Here is a 23,438-nt window from a genome sequence, read left to right as displayed (position 1 = left end):
TCCTTTATTGCTGACTTGGGAATTTAACTGGGTTATATACGCTGGCACTTTTATATTCGTATTAAATTTTGGAACACCTGATTTGCTATCCTTAGGGTAGGTGCTACCTTAAAGCCTGCAAGTCTGGCACATCGCGTACGTTTTATTAATTCTTTTTTTCGGTGGGCGCATGAAGAAGGTACAATCCAAAGAAATCCTTCCTCAAAACTAAAAGAACCGAAGTCAGAAATTCGAATCCCTAAATTTTTAACTGAAAAAGAAATTGAACACCTTCGCGAAGCATTCAAACTGCAAAAGAACATGCAATAATTGAATTTATGTATTCATCAGGATGTAAGATAGGTGAAATTGTGTTAATAATTTGAATAGATATAAATTGGTCTAATAACTCCGTTGTTGTACGAGGGAAAGGTGATAATGAAAGAAAAGTTTACTTCAATATTCGTACTGAAATTTGGATAAACAGGTATTTAATTGAGCGAAAAGATGAAGATGTCGCATTATTTGTAACAGAAAGAGCCCCTCACAGATTAAGTATCGCACAAACACGATATATCATTAAAAATGTTTCTTTACGTTTAGAGTATAATAAAGAAATTTCCCCACATCAACTTAGACACAGTTATGCAACTCATTTAATGGATAATGGTGCTCCTCTTGAAGTTATTCAAAGTTTATTAGGTCATGTAAACAATGAGACGACAGGCTATAGACGTAATGAAACCTACTTTAAGTATAATTTTGGGGTAGTGGTTTGACAGTTTCGTTCATATCAGTTCAATAAGCAAATCGGAATTAAACATTATAAATTACAACATAAGTTTTAATCACATTCCATTTAATCACTTCTTTTAATTCTTAAATGTTTGTAAAAAAAAAGAGCTAACCAACTAATTGTTGATTAGCTTATCATCATTATTGATCTGCTTTTTTCACCCATTCAGCCACTGTAACGGTACGTTTTGCCTGATGTTTAACAGCTGCTTCTACATCTTCGATCATTTTTCCATTTTGTCCAACTGTAACACTCGTTCCATATGGATTACCTCCAGCTCCAAATGTGACAGGATCTGTATATCCAGGAGCTGCTACTATCGCTCCCCAATGATACATAGTAGTGTAAAGAGATAAGATTGTTGCTTCTTGTCCACCGTGAGGGTTTTGTGCTGAGGTCATCGCACTGACAACCTTATTTACAAGTTTTCCACCAAACCAAAGTCCCCCAGTTGTATCAAGGAATTGTTTCATTTGTGCTGGCATGTTTCCAAATCGAGTAGGTACACTGAATATAATTGCATCTGCCCACTCTAAATCATTTAAAGTTACTTCAGGTACATGACTTGTTGCATCGACATGTGCCTTCCAACCTTCATTTCCTTCAATAACAGATTGTGGTGCAAGTTCAGGCACTTTTAATATTTTTACTTCAGCACCTGCTTCTTTTGCCCCCTCTTCCGCCCATTTTGATAATTGATAATTTGTTCCACCCATGCTGTAATAAATTACTGCTAATTTTACGTTTGTCATTTTTTCTGTCTCCTTAGTCAGATGAATTTCCATTTCCTAATAATTTGGATAAGAAACCCATTTTAATACACCACCTATTATTTCTTGCTATTTAAATCTACATACATTATTTCTTACTATCTGAATTTACATACATTTTTACGCAGATCTTTTTATCCCATTGGTATCTTTTTGAAAAATCAATTGACTAACTGATAATACTTACTTCCAGTGACTGCTCTATTACAGGTCAGGTTAGTCGAATAAGAAAAAAGACCGCCGAAACAGTCGAACGTAATTGAACTAACGCTCTCGTTAGTTCAATTACGATTATCTAAATTTGAATACTTTTTTAATTATTAATAAGTTTTAAATGTCTCTGATTCAATTCCCATAAAGCTGTTTTATTGTTATCCCATTTTAAACCAAATGGTAAGAGGAAAATTGCTAGAATGTATGGAAATTATCAAAAAAATTCGAATGAACTATCTGGTTTCTGTAATGGCCTAAGTGAATTAATTCGATCTATTAATCTATGTGATATTAGAATAAGTAAGAATTAAATTTTATTAGAGAATAATATAACTAAATAAAAAATGCCAGCCCATGGAATATGAGAAAGGCATTTTTTATTACTATTTTTGTAATACAGTAACAGTTTGTGGGGTTGTCGTTACTTTAAAGCCTTGTTTATTTACAACGTCTGCTGAAACAAAATATTTACCATTTGGAACATCTAATTCAGGGGTCCACTTTATATGGATTTCGTTTTCATTTTCAACTACAAAAGAATCAATTACTTTTCCATTTATATCTTTTATAGTGATTGTCCAATTTACATTGTTATTAGCAAATCCATCGATTCCAGCAGGTATACTTGCACTAATATCTTCATTTGGCCATACACTAAAGTAGCTAACTAGCATTTCTTCATTAATATATGAAGGGTCTCCCCACACTGAATATCCATGATTATATGCATAATCAGAGCCCAGTACGACGACGCTTTTTGGTTCTTCATTCACAAGGATTGATGTCTGTCCAATCTGTAATGACTTATATTTACCGTTATACCAAATAATTCCGACTTTAAATCCACTACCTTTTTCATTGTCTACTGCTTTGAAAGAAATTTCATATTGTCCATCTTTCGGTTGTACTTTAATATCCGAAACGACTGGAGCAACAGAATCTACTTGAATTGGTAGTTTTACAACTTGTGGTTTAGCATCCTTATAATCTAGTGTTGTTTTTATTACATAATTATAATTACCATCTTTGACTACTTGGGCATTTTGGTCTTTTACATCCCACAAATAACCACCATTTAAATAGTTACGATAAGACATAATATTTTTACGGAATTTCCATGGCTTTCCAGTGTATTCACTAAAGTCACCAAGATATTGAATCATTTCACCATTTTTATTCTCAACATACATTTCAGTTTTTTGTAAGTTTCTTAGTGTCGTAAAAGTTGAGAAAACATTTTTAAAGGCAGCATTCGGAGAAATAACCATTCGACTTTTGTTAAATGTTCCTGTTTTCGGATCATAACCTAGTGGGAATGTACCTTCTGAACCTGGTTCATCATTCCAAAGAGCTGTGTAACCTAAGAAAGCATCTTTATCCCATGCCACAGGGTCAATATTATGTGGTTGATCCCATTTTCCGTAGTAGCCCATATATGGTACAGAAATTGGAACAGCTAAATCTGCGTTTTGACCTGTGGGAACTAGTCGTACATATCCCTCAACAAAAATTCCCTTCTTTAAATTGGAAGGAAATTCAACTTGAATATCGAGATTCTTGTTTTGTCCTGTCTTAATTTTTAATATCTTTCCTTGAGAGTTAGATACTTTTTCTCCATTCACAGAAGCTAAAGCACCCAGTATTCGCTCACTTTTTAACGTTAAATACTCTTTTGAATCCAATGTACCATCATTGTCTAAGTCAAATTCTTTCTTTTCTTTGCCGTCTGTTAGTACATCTACATAAACTTTGTATTCGAAATCTTCTTTATCTTTTCCTTTTACTTTATTATTTTGAAGTGCCTCTATATTCAATTTGAAATTGACTTTATTCCCATTAATCTCTTTTAATGCAACTGATCCTGCTTGTTCTAGAGAAGTTTTTTCTCTCGTTACGAGTATAGGTGTTTTAATTGCATTTTGTATTTGCATCAATCCAGACCCTTGAATTCGTGGAGAGTAAGGAGCTTCAGTATTTGTCCGTGGATCTTCTATAATTTTAGATGTGTTCATTAAAGCAATTTTAGCTTTTAAAACTGTTTCCTTTGAATGTGCTAAACCTTTTTCATATAAAGATTGTAATAAAAGTGCAGACCCACCTGATACATGTGGAGTCGCCATTGATGTTCCACTCATAATCTCATACTCATTTCCTGGAACAGTTGAATAAATATTACCTCCTGGTGCTGATAATTCAGGTTTAAAGTCTAATGTATGTGGTGTTCCATAAGAAGAGAAATATGACATTGTATCTTTACTTGGATTATCAATATAAATTCCTTTTGATAATTTCATTTTAACGATATATCCGCTTGTTAACTTAGAAATTAACGAATTACCGATTGCTTTGCTTGTTGTTGCCGCAGGAGTAAAATAAGGACTAAAGTCTGTAATTGGATAGTCAACATCTGTATTCGACGGTACTAAAATAACAGCTTTAGCACCTTTCCTACTTGCTTCGTATTGAATATAACTGTATGATCCGTATATTTGGTTTGGTTTAGCAATAACAATTTTACCTGTGACATCTTTATTATTAAAATCTTCAGTTCTACCTTCACCTACATAAATCATCTCGTAACTTTCAAATGGAGATAATACTTTAGACAGCTTAAAGTTAAACTGAGTTTGATCTTGATATGGAAGCTGAAGTCCATTTTCTTCTACAAGTGTGCTCACATGTATTTTCGAATTTTCATATGAAGCAACAGAAATTGCATATGGACTTACCCCTGGTTCACTCACTGTACCAATATCTGGATTTTCGGCATAAGGTTGTAAAGAAGATTGTATTAGATCATTTTTAGTGCTGTAAGCAGAGTTCCCACCAGCAACTACTACAAGTGTGCCATGTTCTGTTGCTACGTGGATTGCCTTCTGAATCGGATCGTTGTCCTCACCAACAAATCCAGCATCAGTTCCTAAACTCATGTTAATAACATCTGCTCCCATAGTTACTGCGTGCTCAATACCAGCGATAATGTCATCCTCATATGCTCCTTCGCCATTATCAGAAAACACTTTTTCAGCTAAAAGTTGCACGCCCGGCGCAATTCCTTGTACGCCATCATTTGATTCGTCACCATTTGCTCCTACTATACCTGCTACATGTGTACCGTGTGGGCTTCCATATTGACCATGAGGTATTACATCAGTATCATCATCCGCCCAATCATAACCTGTAGGTACTTTGTCACTGTACCATTTCTCATTTACTTCAGTTTCAGCGAACTTATTTTGGATATTTGATTCTGTCCATTTTTCCTTTTTTTTACCTTTTTCACTAAGTGTCATATCTCTATGAGTATAATCAATTCCGGAATCTATAACCCCAACTAGTAACCCTTCACCTTTATAACCAAATTGCTGCCATACATTTTGAGCTTGTACCAATTCTTTGCTTGCACCCATTGATGGTTCAAAAGTTCTTGCAATATGTACATTTGCAACCCCAGGTGTATTTTGTATTTCTTTAACCTTACGAAATTCTGTTTCAACACTAAACCCATTAAAGCCTTCAAAGAAACGATTTTTTACCTTGGAAGCTGATCTTTGCTTTGAAATTTTTGTTAATACGTCATCTTGCTTTTGCTTTTGTTGCTTCTTTTTTTCTTTAGGAGAAATATCAATAGAATCTGGTTGTTCTACTTCAACTATTAATCGTACTTTTTCATTTGGGTTATAAGCTTTAACAATACCATTTTCACTTAAATCCTTATAACCTAGTTCATCTACTTGATTCTCATTTAAATGCTTCTCTTCATCTAAGAAAATTTTTTGACCTTGTTTTACAATGTCCTCAATACTTGGAGCTGGAACCATGTTACTTTCTGTTTCTTCTGCAAAACCCGTTGATGTTAACAACAATGCTGCTAAAGTTGTAGTAGTAATTACTTTGTATGGAAAACCTTTTTTCTTCCTCATCATCCACTTTCCTCCTCTTAGCTCATCTTGACATTTGACTTAAAACATGTGCATCTTTAGTAATATTTCTTCAACCTTTAAAACAGTAGTTCCAAGATTGAATTGTACATGTGTAGACCCTGCTTTCAATGCAGTTAACACTCACTAGCAACTGTTACAAATTACTATTCTAGTGAAGTCCATTTTCCTTCTGCTGTAACATCAGCTTTGGAACTATCCTTATACTGTGTTTCAACCTTTAAATTGTAGTGTCTATTGAGAATGGGAGAGAGCGAGACTGGTGATTCACATGGGTGGGTTCTTTGTAGCATTTAGTGACTTTTTAATTGAGGCAAAAACCAAACTACTAAATAGAAGAAATGAATAAGGTTAGAACGTGTGCTAATGAAGTAATTCGTTTTGTCATCTTTGTTCTCATTTGTTAGCCTCTATATTTTTTTTATATTGATCAACCTGTAAATACTGGCTGATAATATCAACAGAACGAATCATTAACTTAGTATTTGCTGCTGTTTGTTTCTATTTTTCAGATAATCTAATTTTTTCTTATACATCACCTCTAACATAAATTGCATTTAGGATAGTGGAATTAAACCATTAAAAAAACAGAAAAATTCAGACTATTCAAAATGTTAAGGTTATTATATGGTAATATTTTTTTTTAGTAAATGACATTCTCGTTATCATAATGATACATTTCAGTTATCAATAAATAAGAATGAGGCAAGATTATAGGAGGAAAATCAATATAAGTCTATGTTTTTAAGTTTCTTTGTTGACAAAATAATTTAATTTGTAAAATGGTATAGTAACTTGAATAGTTAGCTACTTAATAAAAAATAGATAAATTGTCACATTTTGAAAACACGATAGATACATTTAATTTCTTGATCGCTAATTCTACTACACCCCTTAGCCTTGCACTGTAAGAAAACCATTTTTCTTCCTCATCCTCCACTTTCCTCCTAAAATAGTAATAGAATTTCATAATGATAGAATCCTGGTGATATCCCTTTTAATACGCCATTTTCAAAATTCAATACTGATCTCTTAATTCCTACTTAACTAACTTAATTAAGTTTTCCATCTAGTCATCGCTATAAAGCCCTTTCAAAGAAATAGCACGCTGTTCTACTTTATTTATGTAGGTAATTTTATTCGAAGATAAAATGAGGGACACAATTTTATTTGCTTTCTGAACGCCTTGACAATTTTTATCCAATATTGAATCGTATTTTCTAATCCTCTTTTAAGTAAAACCACGAAACTGGTCTTAATATTATAAGTATTCACAAAAACAAGCAATACTTTATTTTAAATGATAGTGATTGATATTTTAGATGATAATAAATTAAATAATAAATTAATGTTTTTTTAAATTAGTAATAGAATCATTAGAGTTAAATCTATCTTTTGAGCTAAGAGGTCTAACACTTATTTTATTTGAAAATTAGTATGTTCTCTATCTCTGTGATTTCTTTTTACTCATTTATTTTGTTTAAAAGTTGATTTTTAACTGGTATATAAAAGTAGAGTTTCAGCTTTTCAAATTACAATTTTAGTGCGTAAATACTTCAATCGATTCCCTAGCTGAGCGACCGATTGAAAAAAGAAAAAAGGAACTTCACATGAAATGAAGTTCCTTTTTACTTATGTAACTATCGCGCCAGTTAGTCATAATGAACGAAACGGCTCCATTTTGCTTAACGTAGGTTGCAGTTGGCAATAACATATAATCTAAAATTTATATAGTATCAAATATGTTCTACACAGATGATAACCTTGCCCTTGGCGTGTCCTTCTCCAAGATACCGGATAGCTTCTGCCACCTGACTTAACGAATATCGTCTATCTATAACTGGTACTAATTTATCTGCCACAAAAAGTTCCATTAAAAAATTTTGATCAGTTTTGTTTGGTTTATGAACAAGAATAGACATATTCTTATTCTCGGTTTTAGAAATCAAGGGTCCAAGGAACAGAAGTTGAAAAATTAGAGTCAAGGAACCTCCGACCATGACATATGTACCCTCAGGATTTAATAAACGCTTGTAATCGAAAATCGACCGATTTCCTACAACATCGAGAATCAGATCATAAAACTGGTCGTTTTGGGTGAAATCTTCTTGAGTATAATCAATAACATGATCTGCACCAATGGATTTTAGGGTATCCAATTTCCTCGTACTGTCCACACATGTTACTTCAGCATCGTATAATTTGGCAATTTGCAATGCAAACGTACCAACACCTCCACCAGCACCATTAATTAAAACCTTTTGTGCATCCTGAATCCGTCCTTTATCACGAAGCCCCTGCAAGGCCAGGACTGCTGCTTGTGGAATGGCAGCTGCTTCCTCGAATGTCATATTAGCTGGTTTCAACGTCAATGCATCTTCACGAACGCATACATATTCCGCAAATCCTCCCCAACCACACCAGGAAATGTCTCCGAATACCTCATCTCCTTCAAAGAGGTGTTTTACATCTTTGCCAACTGCTTCAACCCTCCCTACTATATCAGCACCGAGTATTTTATATTTTGGTTTTAGCAGTCCCCCAAGACGAGCCAGGAATGGTTTACCTCTCATGAGATCCCAGTCCCAAGAATTTACAGATACAGCATAAACTTTTACCAATACTTCATTGTTTTTTAAAGCAGGTATTTCGACTTCTTTTAAATTAAGAACGTTATTTGTTCCATATTTATTGTATACCATCGCTTTCATTAAGTGTTCTCCTTTACATTTAGGTTTGGTAAAAAATAAAAAATTTTATGAATACCAATTCTAAAATATATGTTGAACATTATATTATTTCTCCATTATTTTGTTAATTCCTTGTTCAACTATCCTGAAAATAAACTTCTAAACTTTGAATAAAAGGCAATACTTAAATAGACGTAACTCAATCCGCAACAAGGAGGAACATATGAACGAATTGTTGATACAAGTAATAGAAGCGCATGGCGGGTTAAACCGTTGGGAAAAATATAATTCATTAACTGCCACGATCGTCACCGGTGGTAGTTTATGGGCATTGAAAGGGCTCGTTCAAGACTCTAATCCTCGTGAGATGACAGTCGCGCTTCACTCTGAAGTCGCATCTCTCACTCCCTTCGGTCAACCGGATTGGCGGACTTCCTTCAGCCCCGATCGTATTGCGATTGAAACCCTGTCCGGGGAAGTCATTCGCGAGCAGGACGATCCTAGGACCTCGTTTGCGAATCATACGATGAACACACCATGGAATCCACTTCATCGAGCCTATTTCAATGGATACGCAATGTGGACATACCTGACTACACCTTTTTTCATGATGATGCCGGGGTTTGAGGTCAGCGAAATCCCATCCTGGCAAGAAGGCAATGAGACTTGGCGAGGATTGCGTGTAAGGTTTCCCAATAACATTGCTAGTCACAGTAAGGAGCAGGACTTCTATTTTGACGCTGATTTACACCTGCGCAGACACGACTATCATGTTGATGTCGCAGGCAGCTTTCCGGCGGCGCAATATATCGACGACTACATCGAGGTTGAAGGCTTTCATTATCCTACAAAACGCCGCGCTTATTTACGCGGACCCAATATGGAACCAGTTCGCGATATGCTGTTCGTTGCGATCGATATAAGCAACATCCGGTTTAGTTGACTCGATCATATAATTTCTTATATCACAAAAAAGGTGGAGCAGTAAGCTTCACCCTTTTTTATTGATACCGTTCAAACAAATCCAAAATGGTGACTTCCAGTAAATCCGATTTATTCACCCGTTTTTGCTTGGCAAACTGATCAAGCTGCATCGCTATGTCATCGTCATTCACAATAGTTTTCCTGGTTCCCCATTTCCAATCACCTATTACTTTTTCTTATATTCTATGTTTTTTTAGTAATTCCTTGTTCAACTATACTGCCATTTAACACAATAAAAAATAGACTGCCGTAGCAGCCTATCATTATACAACTAACGCGCTCGTTAGCCATCCATGAGTCAGAGTATTCACAACAGTGAATGGGAGTTTTAAATCGTACTCCCATAGTAGTTGAAAAAAGATTATTAGGTTTTAATCTAATTCACCGATAAACCAAATCTCACCTACATGTGTTACTTCTATTTCCTCTGTATCTCCTACATAGTCAGAAATAATTTCAGTGCTCCAAAAGAAATTATATACAAGCAACAATCATGTGAAAATCTACATATCTATCTTTTGGTGCAGCCTTGAATTTGAATATCGACTGTTCGAGTTACACCATGTATTCAATTCTCTATACTAAATCAAGTAATTCATCACGACGGTAAATGCAGTCAGTAATAATATTAAATCAAACTTCTTTTGGTGTAAATTCAATTAACTTCTCATAATATTTTCTTTTCGCCAAAATTAATTCAATTCATTAATTATCACATTGTTTTTTTATTTACTTCATTTCCTTTTTTAGTCTTTGTAATAGTAAGCTTGTTCTTGCAAGTAGATCTCTAATATCAAAAGGCTTTGTTATATAATCATCAGCACCAAACTCTAATCCTAATAACCGATCTATAATGTCATCCCTAACGGTTAGTAAAATAATGCCCATGCAATATTTACTTCCAACTTGTTTGCATAAATCTAAACCATTCATTACAGGCATCACAATATCGGAAATCATAATTTCTGGTTGAAAAACAGAAATTTTCTCGAGTGCCTCTTTGCCATTAAATGCTGTTTCTACATTATATCCTTCCCTTCGAAAAGCATATGCTAAGGATTCTACTATACTTTTTTCATCATCTACAATTAATATTTTCACATTCATGGACTCACCTAAATTCATTGTTAATTTATTACTTATATTAAATATTGTTTTAATATAAATAAAAATTAATAGAAGTAAATCTCACTTTCTTTTTAGATCAATTAAGTTATATTTGCATAACATTGTTTCTTTATAAGAAACAACTGCCCAGTAAAAAAAAGTGAGATTGTTGATATTGTGTTGTCATTTTCAATCATTTAAATTACTCCTTTCTTCTTGATGGTTTAATAATATTGAATTATTATTTCAAATTTAACCATCAGTTGTTTCTAAGTTGTAAACTTTCGTAAAATTCTAAAAAGCTAAAACACTAAAGTGATGACCTATTAAAAATATAATATTTCACTAGATCTTTTATAGGATTTGTTTAATGTACGTGATATTTTCTCACCTGAAATATTTTTCGTTTATTTTAACTATCGTACAAAAGAAAACATAACTAATTAACCTGCCCTATAAACATCGTAAACAGGTTTAACTCCAACTAGTTTTATCAGACCTATTAAAAACTAACTTTGTCAAAAATTACATGTATTACTCCCTAATATCTTTTAATAAAAATCAATTTCTTCTTTAGCCCAAGTAACACCTTTTATGTATATCAAATAGAATTTCTAAGACTTCAAACGATATCTTCCAAAATTCTAAATATTCTCATAGTTCTACAAGTTACTCTTTTAAAACTCGATTTATTAAGTAATCGACAAAAATAATATATCTTAATATACTTCCAATGATTTTAAGAAAAACTTATTCGTTCTAACTTAAAAAATTATTAATAGATGCTTCCGATGAAAAATGCTCAATTTTTTTTATTTACAACTTAGATACAAGTTGTGTCTAAATTCGAAACATCCAAACCTTATTATTCTCTTATAAGGTTTCGAAGGGAGATGAATTTAAATCATATGTAATAGGAGTTGGTATAGATTATCAAATTTATAGTAACTAAATTTAATTATAAATACATGTAAATCTTTAATAATAAGACTACTAAAAAGAATCTCTTATAACATTATTTATGAAAATTCATAACAATGAAAAAAGGATTTATATGGTTATATATTTAGCAGTAATAGTATAGGGAGATAAAAAAATGAGCCAGAAACGGAAAAAAACTTCTAGAAGAAAAATACGAATAAAAAGAATCTTTTCTCTTCTTATATTTTTAGTAATTTTATTTGTTTGTAAAAATGTTTATTCAATAACATTTGGTAATGAATTTAAAAATGAGGAAAATCCTCAAAAAAATGTACACAAACCAATTAAACATACAAATACAATTAAAGCACCACCTCAAAAACCAATAGAGGAAACCATTAAAATAAGTGCTGCTGGCGACTTTACACTTGGTACTGATGAAAGTTTCAATTATTCTGATTCATTTGTAGATGAAGCGAAAAGAAATGGTTTACATTTTTTTGTTGATAGATTAAATAATATTTTTAATGAAGACGATTTTACTACTGTAAATTTGGAAACTACATTGACAAATGCCACAGATAAAGCAGTTAAAAAATATAAATTTAAGGGAGATCCATCTTATGCCAATATTCTAAAATATGGCGGAATAGATGCAGTAAATCTCGCAAACAACCATAGTCATGATTATTTAAAAAAAGGTTATGATGACACTATTAGTAACTTAAAAAAATACAAGATAGGTTATTTTGGATATTCAAATCACTATTTAACAACTGTTAAGGGGATAAAAATAGGAGCACTAGGATATGAAGGTTGGAATGATACTCCTGAATTAAGAGTTAAAATTGCTAATGATATAGGTGAATTACGAAATGCTGGTGCAAAAGTAATTTTAATCCATTTTCATTGGGGTATAGAGCGAGAGTATGTACCTAATAATACTCAAAAAAGCTTGGCTCACTACGCGGTTGATCACGGAGCAGATTTAATACTTGGGCACCATCCTCATGTACTTCAGGGAATTGAAGAATATAATGGAAAATTTATTGTCTATAGTTTAGGTAACTTTATGTTTGGTGGGAATCGAAATCCTAGTGATAAAGATACAATTGTTTTTCAGCAAACTTTTCACTTTCAAAATGGAAAATTGACAAATGAAAAAGAGTTGAAAGTGATACCCTTTTCTATATCCTCTGTTTCTTCAAGAAACAACTATCAGCCAAAGTTATTAGATGGCCCAGAAAAAGATAGAGTTAAAAATAAAGTCATTGATATTTCCGAAAAAATTTCAAGAAATAGTTGGACTATGTACGAAAAATAACTTTTTATCTTTCTTTAAATGAACACGAATTTCAAAAATGAAATCAAATATTTGACACATTTATTCATTAACAACTAGACATACCAACATGTGGGGGTACTTACTTTTATGAAATATTTAGTTCTTTCAATTTTAATTATCTTTGGATTATCTTTAAACGGTTGTAGTAACCAAAATCATCATCACAATGATTCTAGTCCTAAAAAAGAATATCACCAAACAAATAAAGAAAATACTAATAATCAGATGAACAAAACAAACAATGAAAATGCTAATAATCAGAATAACAAAACAACAGATGTACCTAAAAATGTTATATATAGAACGAAACAAAGTAATGCAATTAGAACTGTTTCACACCCTGATGTCATTACAGTTTTAGTAGACAAAAAATATTTTTTACCTAAAAATTATGTTCCAAAGGATCTAGTTTATCCAAATGTTTCATTCATTTTTAAAGAAAAGCTTGAAAAACGAAAAATGAGAAAAGAAGCAGCGATAGCATTAAAGAAATTATTTGCTGGAGCAAAAAAAGATCATATATATTTAAGTGGTGTTTCAGGATATCGCTCTTATGCGACTCAGAAAGTTCTTTTTAATCGATATGTAAAAGAAGATGGCTATGTTAATGCAAGAAAGTATAGTGCATTACCCGGTTCAAGTGAACACCAATCAGGATTAGCAATTGATGTAAGTAGTAGCACTGGAAAATGTGCGGCTTCAAGCTGTTTCGCGAATACTAAAGAAGCCAAATGGCTTGAAAAAAATTCCTCTAATTATGGTTTTATTATTCGGTATCCAAAAGGTAAAGAGCAGATCACAGGTTACAAATACGAACCTTGGCATATTCGGTATGTTGGAGTAACAACAGCAAAACAAATAAAAAAAAGAAACTTAACCTTAGAAGAATATTTAAACGTCTATCCAGTTTCAAAATAAAAAAATCTAAGAACATAGTATCCCTTATTGATAAAAGGCTATGATTAAAATTCATAGCCTCTTTATGTATTCATTTTTATAAATCCTTTCTTACTACACGTTAATTAGTTTAGAATCTACTATTTTGTCTGAACTAATCTCCATCAATAATTTATTGTTTTATTAAATAAAATTAATTATCTATTGACTAACTTTACTTAATAACAGCAAGTGAATCAATATAGTCTCGCCAATAAACAATCTTTCGATCTTTAATAGTAACTATTGAACAAAATCTATTATCGTAAGGTCTACCAGTGTGTGGTTCGATTCCGTGAACTTGATATTCCATAACAATAATATTCTCTCCCTGCACTTTATAAACTTTAAGATTATCAGCATTATTCAGCTTTATACCATAATTACTAAACCAACTCATATATGTAGAGCGGCCTTCCATTCTATTGGGAAATCCAGGAATGTTGTACAAAAAATCAATTACTGCATCATCTGCAACAGCATCCCAAAAATGTTTCCGTCAACTTCACCTCTAAGTCCTTCCATAACGATATTAAAAAATGGTTCGGCGTTTTTAAATCCGATGAGCTGTCTTTCCATGTTCGTTCTCCTTTATATAATATTTTATTTATCAAGTAAATGTATTTCGTATAATTATAATATTTAAATAAATTTATACTAATAAGTACGTAGAATTTTGTGATTAGGTACTATTTTTCGTACCTACTCTTTTCTGAATAGATTTATTAAATCCTCTTTTTTCCCACTCAGCCGTATCTGCAATTCTTAGTAACTAAACGGCCAAATAATTAAATGAAAATGCAACCAATGCACTTAAGTATGTGAAACAATTAATTCAAAATCACCATTTAAAACAAATTCCCCAAATCCAATTGGAATGATGAAGTTTGATCCTTTTAATAACATATACTCTTCACAACTGAGGATTAGTATAGCGATTTTCTAATAGACTTTTTAAAACAGATATTTCCTGTAATAACCGCTCTCCCTCATTGGTTTCTAGAACCTTTTTTCTCTCGAGTTCTTTTTCCACCAATCTCTTTACTGATAAAACATCTGACCCTTTTAATAGAACATCTTTTTTTGAATTAAATTTTTCATGGGCGACGAGTTGTATACCGCAAGAATTATATAATAAAGTGTATCCAGCAATACCAGTCGTTAATTGATAAGCTTTGGAAAATCCTCCATCAATGACAACCAACTTTCCGTTTGCTTTAATTGGATTCTCTCCTTTTATTTCTTTAACAGGTGTATGGCCGTTTATTATATGGCCTATGTTAGGATTAAGATTCATTTCTGCTAAAATTTTACAGCAGATTTCCTCTTTTTCACGTAAATGATAGTATGGATTCTTAATCTCTTTATGGGTTTCTTTGTCTTTAATAAAATACCTTTCAAAGGTCGTCATTGCTCTTTTCCCAAATAATGATGAAAATTCTCCTGTCCATAAATACCAGACCATATCTGTTGCAAGATCATCTGTCTCTTCAGGATGTGCAAAAGCATGTCGTAAATAATGTTCAAAAATATCAAGTAGATCGCGACCTGCATAGGTTTGATTTTCAATCACCATTTTTTCCATATTTCCTTTTTCGTCAATTGGGATGCATCCATGTATTAATAAATTCCCATTATATTTCAAATAAAGACTGCCTTTCTTCATGAGAAAATTCATATGTCTGGACAACTTTTCCGAATGCTGGACAAAAAACAATAGTCTGTCCAAGACTTGCTCTTCTTCCTCTATTAATTCACTAGGATTATCTGGATTTATAGTTGCAAAGCAAGAATTTTCTAATGGGTAAGTTTTCCCATTAATTGTTATTTCATTTTTGTCATAATCAATTTTTTCAAGCAAAAGCCTTTCTGACATATTAAAATATGGGCGTCTCTTTATGATTGGCATTTCAAGCTTGAACTGAATAATTGCAATCGCTTGATGGATTTTAGTGATTTGCAAAAGTTCATGATCAGACTTTTTTTTATCCGAATTGCTCTTGGGTCTAAACGCTAGATTGTCCTTATAGTACTTATCCGCAAGATTAAGAAGTGGTATAAGATTTATTCCATACACATCTTCAATAATACTTAAGTTGTCGTACCTGGCACAGATACGAATAATATTAGCTAGGCAAACCTTTGATCCAGCAAAGGCGCCGATCCATAGGACATCATGATTTCCCCATTGAATATCAACTGAATGATAATTAATTAGAGTATCCATAATTTTGTCAGGTTCAGGTCCGCGATCATAAATATCACCCACAACATGAAGATGGTCAACTACCAACCGCTGAGTAGAATAAGCCAGACCTGTAATAAGCTTATCTGCCTGACCAAGAGAAATAATTTGCTGGACGATTTTTGAATAATATGGTTTCTTATTTGTGGATTCATCCGTTTTGTAAAGTAACTCTTCTATTATATAAACAAACTCCTGAGGCAATGCTTTATGTAATTTTGAGCGTGTATATTTAGATGACGAATAAGAAATTAGCTTTATCATACGGTCAATGATTACTGTGTACCATTGATGTAATACTTGTTTATTTACACACTTATCTCTAATTAACTTTAATTTTTCTTCAGGATAATAAACTAACGTCGCAAATTCATTAAGTTCTGTTTCAGATAGTTCATCTTGGAATAAGTCTCTTATTTTCTCTTTTACTCTACCCGATCCATTTCTTAACACATGTTGAAAAGCTTGATACTCCCCGTGTAAATCACTGACAAAATGCTCTGTCCCCTTTGGCAAATTAAGGGTGGCTTCAAGATTAATAATCTCAGTTACCACCTTTTCTTCACTATCATATTTATGAGCAAGTAAATCTAAATAGTTTATGTCCAACTTTATGATTTCTCCTTAAATTTTCTTCATTTATTTTTCGAGCGAAGATTGGGATTAATACCTACATGATAAAAGAAAACTCGATTGTATTTAATAATAGTAGATTACATTTTTAGAGGAAATATATACATTTTACTAAACAAAATGTATTGAATGATTACAAAAGTTAATATTAGTCATTTATCTCGATACCCTTCTATTTAAAGTTTAATCACTATTCTTAATCCAACTCTTAATTTACAAATCGCCTCCAGTCACTAATGTCCCTTATTTTTTACTATATTGTCTACTTACTTCTTGCTTAACAAGCGTCAATTCAATTCTACAAACCTATAAATATTAATATTAGTTAGATTCCCCTATTAACGAAGTAACATACTAGTCAGAATTGTAAAGAAAAACTCACTATTTGTAACAGGAAGCACAAAGAGGCAGCGCCATATTCGTGCAAGCTACCAATTCATTTTACAACCATTATCCTTAAATAATAGGAACATCCGGTACTAGAAAGTGTCCATGGATTTAATTCATTTCCTTCCCTACTTTCATCAAATTCCATATATGCTAAACAAAAATATGGACCAGAAATCTGGTCCATATCAAATCTTGATATTTAGGTACTTTATGAGGATTTTGTATATCTTCAAATCGGAATACTTGGTCAACAATAGCTTTAATTTTGTTCTGATCGAATAACGGCATTGCGTTTTGAACAAATTCTTTTGTTAATTCTTTTTTATACTCATCGTTTCTAGGAGTTAATAGCGTAGCTTTTAATTGAACTCTCTTTTGAAGAATTTCCATTAAATTCACTTTGTTAACTTCAGACCCACCTAAAATGCCAATCATGATCCAACGCCCATCGGTTTTTAAACTCTTTAGATTTTTCTCCCAGTAGGATGCCCCAATAAAATCTAGAATCACATCTACTCCTTGGTTATTTGTAGCTTTTAATACTTCTTCTTCAAAGGATTGTTCTTTAATTGATGCAAACATCTGCTCCTAATGAACGGCAGAAATCAAATTTTTCTTGTGAGCCAGCCGTGGTAATGACTTTCGCTTAAGTCATTTGTTTTACTAATTGTATTGCTGCAGTACCTACACCACTTCCTCCTGCATGGATCAATACAGTATCTTGATCAGTTAATTCACCAAACCAAAACAGAGTTTGATAAGCTGTCAAGAATTATTCATCTACTTTAATATTTAATTGAATTAAGAGTTGTATTTTCAGTAAAAATTTGAACTGCTGAGCTTGTACCAATTCTGGTTGCACCTGCTTCAACCATAGCTTTTATATCCTCTATACTACGAACACCACCAGACGCTTTTACTCCAACCGATTCTCCAACTGTTTCTCGCATTAAGGCAACATCTTTAAGTGTTGCTCCATGTAAAGAAAAGCCAGTCGATGTTTTTACATAGTCAGCCCCTGCTTTTACTGATAGTTCACATGCTAATTGTATTTCTTTATCTGTTAAAAGACACGCTTCTATAATCACTTTGACCAAAGCTTTTCCGCTTGCAGCTTCCACTACAGCGTTAATATCTTTTTCGACTAGATCATAATTTTCACTTTTCAAAGCACCAATATTTATAACCATATCGACTTCTGTAGCCCCATTTTCAATCGCATTTTTCGTTTCAAATACTTTTGTTTCGATTGTATTAGCACCTAATGGAAATCCGATAACAGTACATACGTTAACATCAGAATGTCTCACGAGTTTTGAGGCTAATTTTACCCAAGTAGGATTTACAACTACTGAAGCAAATCCGTATTCCATCGCTTCATTACATAACTTAATAATGGCTACATCATCAGTCTCTGGCGATAATAATGTGTGATCAATAATATTTGTATATTCCATGTTTTACTCCACCTTATAAATTATTTTGTGTTTAACTCTGTGCTGATTTGATTGAATCTGCCAAATTTTATATCGACTTCATTTTTTTAGTATGTTAGAAAGTGAAAGATAATTGTGAATCAATTCACTCGATAATAGATTTTATACCGTTATGAATTCGTGGATTGTTTCCACCTATTCATTATAAAAAATCTGTAAAAATTTAAACCATCCATTGTAGTACTTTTTACCCCATCCACTTAAAAAATGAATTAAAAAGGAATCATAATTAGTACATGATTCCTAGTTCAGATAGATTTAAGTGCTTTAGAAAATCTTTTTATCCCTTCATCTATTGACTCTTCGTCTTCTCTTGCAAAGGTAAAACGAACAAACCCTTTTTTAGACCCCATTGTTAAACCCGGTGCAAAGATTACCCCTCTTTTAATTGATTCTTCTAGTAATTGTACTTCATTAACTTCTTTTTTTAATTTGCACCAAATATGGATACCTCCTTGTGGCTGAGTAAATTCTACCTGATCCATTAAATAAAATTGAAGACTTTTGACAATTTGATTTCTTCTTTTTTCTAGTTGCTTAACTAAATTTTTAATATGCAAATGAAAATCTTCAGCTTCTAAAAAGTCATTTGCAATCCACTGTGTAAATCCAGAGTGACCAAAATCTATTTGTTGTTTAGCATCAGATAATCTCTCAATTACAGGCTTTGGACCAATAATCCAACCAATTCTTAATCCAGAAGCCACAATCTTTGACAATGAACTTATATATAATACATTTCCATTTTCATCTAGTGATTTTAATGTAGAGATCGTTTCTCCATTAAAAGACGTTAAACTATACGGATCATCTTCAATGACAGGAATTCCAAGTTCTGAAGATATATCTAATATAGTCTTACGACGTTCAAGACTAAGATTGGTACCGGTTGGATTTTGATAGGTTGGATTTAAGAATAGCATTCTGATTCGATGTTTTTTATGTAATTCGATTATGTCGGCTGGGTTAACTCCATTATCATCTACCGGTAATAAATAAGTCTTAACCCCCGCTGATTTAAAAATCGGTAGATTATATGCATATGAAGGGTCTTCAATAGCTACTGAATCTCCAGGGTTTAGCAAACATTGAACAACTAAATATAAAGCTTGTTGAGCACCTGATGTGATTAAAATTGATGAAGAATCCGTTTCAATTTTCCGATATTGTTTAACATGCTTTGCAATTGTTTCTCTTAATATTTTGTACCCTTGTGGATGATCATATCCAAGACTTCCAATAAATGATCTTGTTGAAGTAATTTCTCTTAATGATTTAATTGGAAAAAGATCTTCTGACAACTCTCCACTTGCTAAATTAATTAGCTTATCTTCTGCTGTCTTTTGACGAATTCTTTGAGTTACAGGCAAGTTTGGTAGAAAAGAGCCGGCTTCAACATATCTGTTCCAACTTGGTATTCGCTTCTTAGTAATCCCCCAAATATCTTTACTGATTGTTGTTCCGCTTCCTCTATTTCTTTCAATAAGCCCATTTGATTCCAATTCATCATAAGCAGCAACTACTGTGCTTCGATTAATGTTAAATTCTTTTGCTAAATGCCTTTCAGAAGGAAGGGGTTTATCAAGTGGAAAAGTACCGTTAACGATTCCTTCTTCGATGTACTCGGCAAGTTGTTTATAGATAGCTTTTTTCGCTTCACGATCAGGTTTCCATTCCATTGACAATATTCCTCGCAATTTACAAAAATATATCTTTAATTCTTATTTTTAAACTCCTATGTTATCTATTTTAACGAATTTATAATAATAAAATAATTCATCTATTATAGATTAATTCTCTTCTTTCCTACTCATCCAATTATCCTATAGTTTTCCCATCCACTTCAGAAAAAAACAAAATTTCTATCGAATATAGTTAATTAGACGTTCTGCAAAAAACCAGAATTATCAACTGATGATACGTAATTTTGAAATCAAAAATCACTTCAAATACTATTAAATTCACTTTTTTTTTATTGTGAACATTTTTTGACAGAAATTGTAATTTCGTTGACTTTAAATATTTATGGCTCTATATTTTAACCAATTGTGAATCAAATTAACTCAATAATTACGTTATGAAAATAAAAATTGAAAAGGATTTTGTTCATGAAGAATAAATGGACCTTACAAACTTTTTTTATTTCTATTCTCATTTTGTTATCTGGTTGCGAGCCAGTAAAGGTGTTAGATCCTAAAGGACCTCAAGCTCAAACTCAAGCTAAAGATATTATGTTATCCATTTGGATTATGTCATTTATTGTCTTGGTCGTTTTCCTTATTTTAGGTTATATGCTTTTTAAATATCGTTCATCTAAACAAAGTAGTGATTATGATCCTCCTAAAATTAAAGGTAGTGTATTGGTTGAAATGATTTGTGTCGGGATTCCAGTATTGATCATTATTTTTCTTTCAATCGTTTCGGTACAAAGCAACAATAAGGTCGAGTCTGCCCCAACTGGATATGCAAATAAAAAACCTTTAATAATTTACGCTACATCATCTGATTGGAAATGGCATTTCAGCTATCCTGAAGAAAATATTGAGACCGTAAACTATTTATATATTCCTACAAATAGACCACTAGAATTTAAATTATATTCAGATGGACCAATCACAAGTTTTTGGATTCCACAATTGGGGGGACAAAAATACGCGATGTCAGACATGGTCAATACATTATACTTAGCTGCTGATGTTCCAGGTGAATATATGGGACGTAATGCAAATTTCAGTGGTAAAGGATTTGCTGAAAATACGTTTAATGTCGAAGCGGTCCCTGAAAACAAATTTAATGAATGGGTCAAAGATGTTAAGAAAACCGCTTCACCTCTAACGAAAGAAAAGTTCACACAGTTGTTAAAACCAGGTCACCTTGGTGAATTAACGTTTACTGGAACTCATTTGGAGTACTTACCTCCAAATGAAGGAGGCCATAAACATCACTCTAGTGAAAATCAAATGGACTCTGAAATGGATATGCATTCAAAACACTCTAGTCATTAATCTTTCGGTTATTTTCAAATTTAAATGTAGTTAAAGGAGTTCATATACTATGGAATTTTTCGATCGATTTGCGATTCCACATCCAAACCCTGCTATTTATGCATCGATGATCGCTATTGGGGTAACTGTAATTGCTATTGTAGCTGGTTTAACCTATTTCAAAAAATGGGGTTATTTATGGAGAGAATGGTTAACAACTGTTGATCATAAACGAATTGGGATTATGTATCTACTATCTGCTCTGCTAATGCTTTTCCGTGGTGGTGTCGATGCCATTTTGATGCGGGCTCAGACGGCCGTTCCCGAAAATACGCTATTAGATGCACAGCATTATAACGAAATATTTACGACCCATGGGCTTGTCATGATTATTTTTATGGCTATGCCATTTATCTATGCTCTTATGAACTTTGTTGTACCCCTTCAAATTGGTGCACGTGATGTAGCATTCCCACGTTTAAATGCACTAAGCTTCTGGTTGTTTTTTATGGGGGCGATGTTATTAAATATCTCATTTGTAATTGGTGGCTCTCCGGATGCAGGATGGACATCATATTTCCCACTAGCTGGAAATGAACTAAGTAAATCCGTTGGTACAAACTATTATATGATTGCACTGCAAATTGCTGGACTTGGTACTTTACTTTCTGGAATTAATTTTGTCACAACGATTTTAAAAATGAGAGCACCAGGTATTACACTCTTTAAAATGCCGATTTTTACTTGGTCTGCTCTAACGACAAATGTGATTGTAATATTTGCATTTCCTGTTTTAACAGTGGCTCTTTTGATGGGTACGATGGACAGACTATTCGGTACAAATTTCTTTACAACGACAAATGGTGGGATGGACATGCTTTGGGCAAATCTTTTTTGGATATGGGGACACCCAGAAGTATACATCCTAGTTTTACCTGCTTTTGGTGTCTATAGTGAGATCATCTCCACATTTGCACGTCGAAACTTATACGGATACAAATCAATGGTATTTTCCATGTTAATTATCTCGTTTCTATCGTTCTTAGTTTGGACTCATCACTTCTTTACAATGGGTCAAGGTGCATTAACAAATAGTATATTCTCGATTACAACAATGGCAATTGCCATTCCAACTGGAATTAAAATCTTTAATTGGTTGTTTACCCTTTGGAGAGGTAAAATCGTTTTTACTGTTCCAATGTTATATTCTGTAGGCTTTATACCGATCTTTACGATTGGTGGGGTTACTGGTGTGATGCTAGGAATGTCTGCAGCAGATTACCAATACCATAATACGATGTTTTTAGTAGCCCATTTCCATTACACAATCATTCCTGGTGTCGTTTTTGCCATGATTGCTGGACTTACCTATTGGTGGCCTAAAATGTTTGGTTTTATGTTAAATGAAAGAATTGGAAAATGGGCATTTTGGTTTATCGCAATTAGTTTTAACGTAACATTTTTCCCAATGTTCTTTACAGGATTAAATGGACAAGCTCGTCGTATGTATACTTATTCAGAGTCAACAGGGTTTGGTCCTTTGAACTTATTATCCTTTATTGGAGCAATCGGTTTGGCAATCGGGTTTATCTTACTAGTATTTAACATTTATTATAGTATTCGTTACGCATCTAGAAATATTAGCTCAGACCCTTGGGATGCTCGTACTTTAGAATGGGCTACTCATAGTCCTGTTCCTTCTTATAACTTCGCCATTACGCCTGAAGTACATTCAATTGAAGCATTTTGGGATGCGAAGAAATTAGGAATACCGATCTTTAGAGGGCAATATGACAAAATTCATATGCCAAATAATAGTGGCGCACCTTTTATCATGAGCTGCATCATATTTGTTTTTGGATTCTCATTTGTCTTTTCATTGTGGATTCCTGTAATTGTTTCTGCAATAGGAATATTTATTTTTATGGGGCTTCGATCCTTTGAAATTGATAAGGGCCACTATATTCCTGTAGAAAAAATTATAGAAAATGAATCTCGAGGTGCGTAA

17 protein-coding genes are annotated in these 23,438 nt (G+C 32.8%); 6 read left to right on the top strand and 11 right to left on the bottom strand.

Features of this window, described 5'->3' with window-relative positions:
* The first annotated feature begins 365 nt into the window (after positions 1-365).
* Positions 366-758, top strand: a complete 393-nt coding sequence (locus tag COI44_RS24925; RefSeq protein WP_483295456.1) for a tyrosine-type recombinase/integrase — start codon at positions 366-368, stop codon at positions 756-758.
* Positions 759-915: 157 nt separating this feature from the next.
* On the opposite strand, the gene wrbA is transcribed toward COI44_RS24925, so the two are convergent.
* The 3 genes from wrbA to COI44_RS01840 form a co-directional block, all read right to left on the bottom strand.
* Positions 916-1,527, bottom strand: a complete 612-nt coding sequence (gene wrbA, locus COI44_RS01850) for an NAD(P)H:quinone oxidoreductase (RefSeq protein ID WP_098426396.1) — start codon at positions 1,525-1,527, stop codon at positions 916-918.
* Between the two features lie 614 nt (positions 1,528-2,141).
* Complete coding sequence (locus COI44_RS01845; RefSeq protein WP_286163707.1) at positions 2,142-5,684, bottom strand: S8 family serine peptidase; 3,543 nt, start codon at positions 5,682-5,684, stop codon at positions 2,142-2,144.
* 1,751 nt (positions 5,685-7,435) lie between these two features.
* Positions 7,436-8,410 carry an NAD(P)-dependent alcohol dehydrogenase gene (locus tag COI44_RS01840; protein WP_098426395.1) on the bottom strand — a complete coding sequence of 325 codons (975 nt, stop codon included), beginning with the start codon at positions 8,408-8,410 and terminating at the stop codon, positions 7,436-7,438.
* Between the two features lie 202 nt (positions 8,411-8,612).
* Here COI44_RS01840 and COI44_RS01835 point away from each other — a divergent pair, with 202 nt between their 5' ends.
* On the top strand, positions 8,613-9,332 hold the full coding sequence (locus tag COI44_RS01835; protein WP_098233972.1) for a hypothetical protein: 720 nt from the start codon (positions 8,613-8,615) through the stop codon (positions 9,330-9,332).
* A 770-nt stretch (positions 9,333-10,102) separates the two neighbouring features.
* Here the strand turns inward: COI44_RS01835 and COI44_RS01830 are convergent.
* Entirely contained in the window at positions 10,103-10,480 is a 378-nt protein-coding gene (locus tag COI44_RS01830; protein WP_179886976.1) for a response regulator transcription factor, read from the bottom strand.
* A 1,096-nt stretch (positions 10,481-11,576) separates the two neighbouring features.
* Here COI44_RS01830 and COI44_RS01825 point away from each other — a divergent pair.
* A complete protein-coding gene (locus tag COI44_RS01825; RefSeq protein ID WP_098426393.1) occupies positions 11,577-12,725 on the top strand; it encodes a CapA family protein in 1,149 nt (382 codons plus the stop codon).
* A 108-nt stretch (positions 12,726-12,833) separates the two neighbouring features.
* Positions 12,834-13,664: a M15 family metallopeptidase gene (locus tag COI44_RS01820; RefSeq protein WP_098426392.1), complete on the top strand. Its 831-nt coding sequence runs from the start codon at positions 12,834-12,836 to the stop codon at positions 13,662-13,664.
* A 193-nt stretch (positions 13,665-13,857) separates the two neighbouring features.
* Here COI44_RS01820 and COI44_RS01815 read toward each other — a convergent pair whose 3' ends face one another.
* From COI44_RS01815 to pdxR, 7 genes are all read right to left on the bottom strand, one after another.
* Positions 13,858-14,103, bottom strand: a complete 246-nt coding sequence (locus COI44_RS01815; RefSeq protein ID WP_286163706.1) for a nuclear transport factor 2 family protein — start codon at positions 14,101-14,103, stop codon at positions 13,858-13,860.
* A gap of 392 nt (positions 14,104-14,495) precedes the next feature.
* Positions 14,496-14,588 carry a hypothetical protein gene (locus COI44_RS24795; protein ID WP_353615999.1) on the bottom strand — a complete coding sequence of 31 codons (93 nt, stop codon included), beginning with the start codon at positions 14,586-14,588 and terminating at the stop codon, positions 14,496-14,498.
* Positions 14,589-14,595: 7 nt separating this feature from the next.
* On the bottom strand, positions 14,596-16,536 hold the full coding sequence (locus COI44_RS01810; RefSeq protein ID WP_098426391.1) for a fructose-1,6-bisphosphatase: 1,941 nt from the start codon (positions 16,534-16,536) through the stop codon (positions 14,596-14,598).
* Between the two features lie 564 nt (positions 16,537-17,100).
* The gene (locus COI44_RS01805) at positions 17,101-17,532 is read right to left on the bottom strand and encodes a zinc-binding dehydrogenase (RefSeq protein ID WP_483295454.1); all 432 of its coding nucleotides are present in this window, start codon (positions 17,530-17,532) and stop codon (positions 17,101-17,103) included.
* A gap of 64 nt (positions 17,533-17,596) precedes the next feature.
* A complete protein-coding gene (locus tag COI44_RS24920; protein WP_483295453.1) occupies positions 17,597-17,719 on the bottom strand; it encodes a hypothetical protein in 123 nt (40 codons plus the stop codon).
* Positions 17,720-17,735: 16 nt separating this feature from the next.
* The gene (gene deoC, locus COI44_RS01800; RefSeq protein WP_098426390.1) at positions 17,736-18,407 is read right to left on the bottom strand and encodes a deoxyribose-phosphate aldolase; all 672 of its coding nucleotides are present in this window, start codon (positions 18,405-18,407) and stop codon (positions 17,736-17,738) included.
* 287 nt (positions 18,408-18,694) lie between these two features.
* A complete protein-coding gene (pdxR, locus tag COI44_RS01795; protein ID WP_098426389.1) occupies positions 18,695-20,125 on the bottom strand; it encodes a MocR-like pyridoxine biosynthesis transcription factor PdxR in 1,431 nt (476 codons plus the stop codon).
* A 429-nt stretch (positions 20,126-20,554) separates the two neighbouring features.
* Here pdxR and qoxA point away from each other — a divergent pair, with 429 nt between their 5' ends.
* Complete coding sequence (qoxA, locus tag COI44_RS01790) at positions 20,555-21,451, top strand: cytochrome aa3 quinol oxidase subunit II (RefSeq protein WP_098426388.1); 897 nt, start codon at positions 20,555-20,557, stop codon at positions 21,449-21,451.
* A gap of 49 nt (positions 21,452-21,500) precedes the next feature.
* Positions 21,501-23,438 (top strand): cytochrome aa3 quinol oxidase subunit I, encoded by a 1,938-nt coding sequence (gene qoxB, locus COI44_RS01785; RefSeq protein ID WP_098426387.1) that lies wholly within the window; start codon positions 21,501-21,503, stop codon positions 23,436-23,438.

This window comes from Bacillus sp. AFS088145 (genome assembly GCF_002564465.1).
Classification (GTDB): Bacteria; Bacillota; Bacilli; order Bacillales; family Bacillaceae_G; genus Gottfriedia.
Note: the sequence above shows the minus strand (reverse complement) of the source record. Positions and strands in the feature narration are given on the sequence as shown.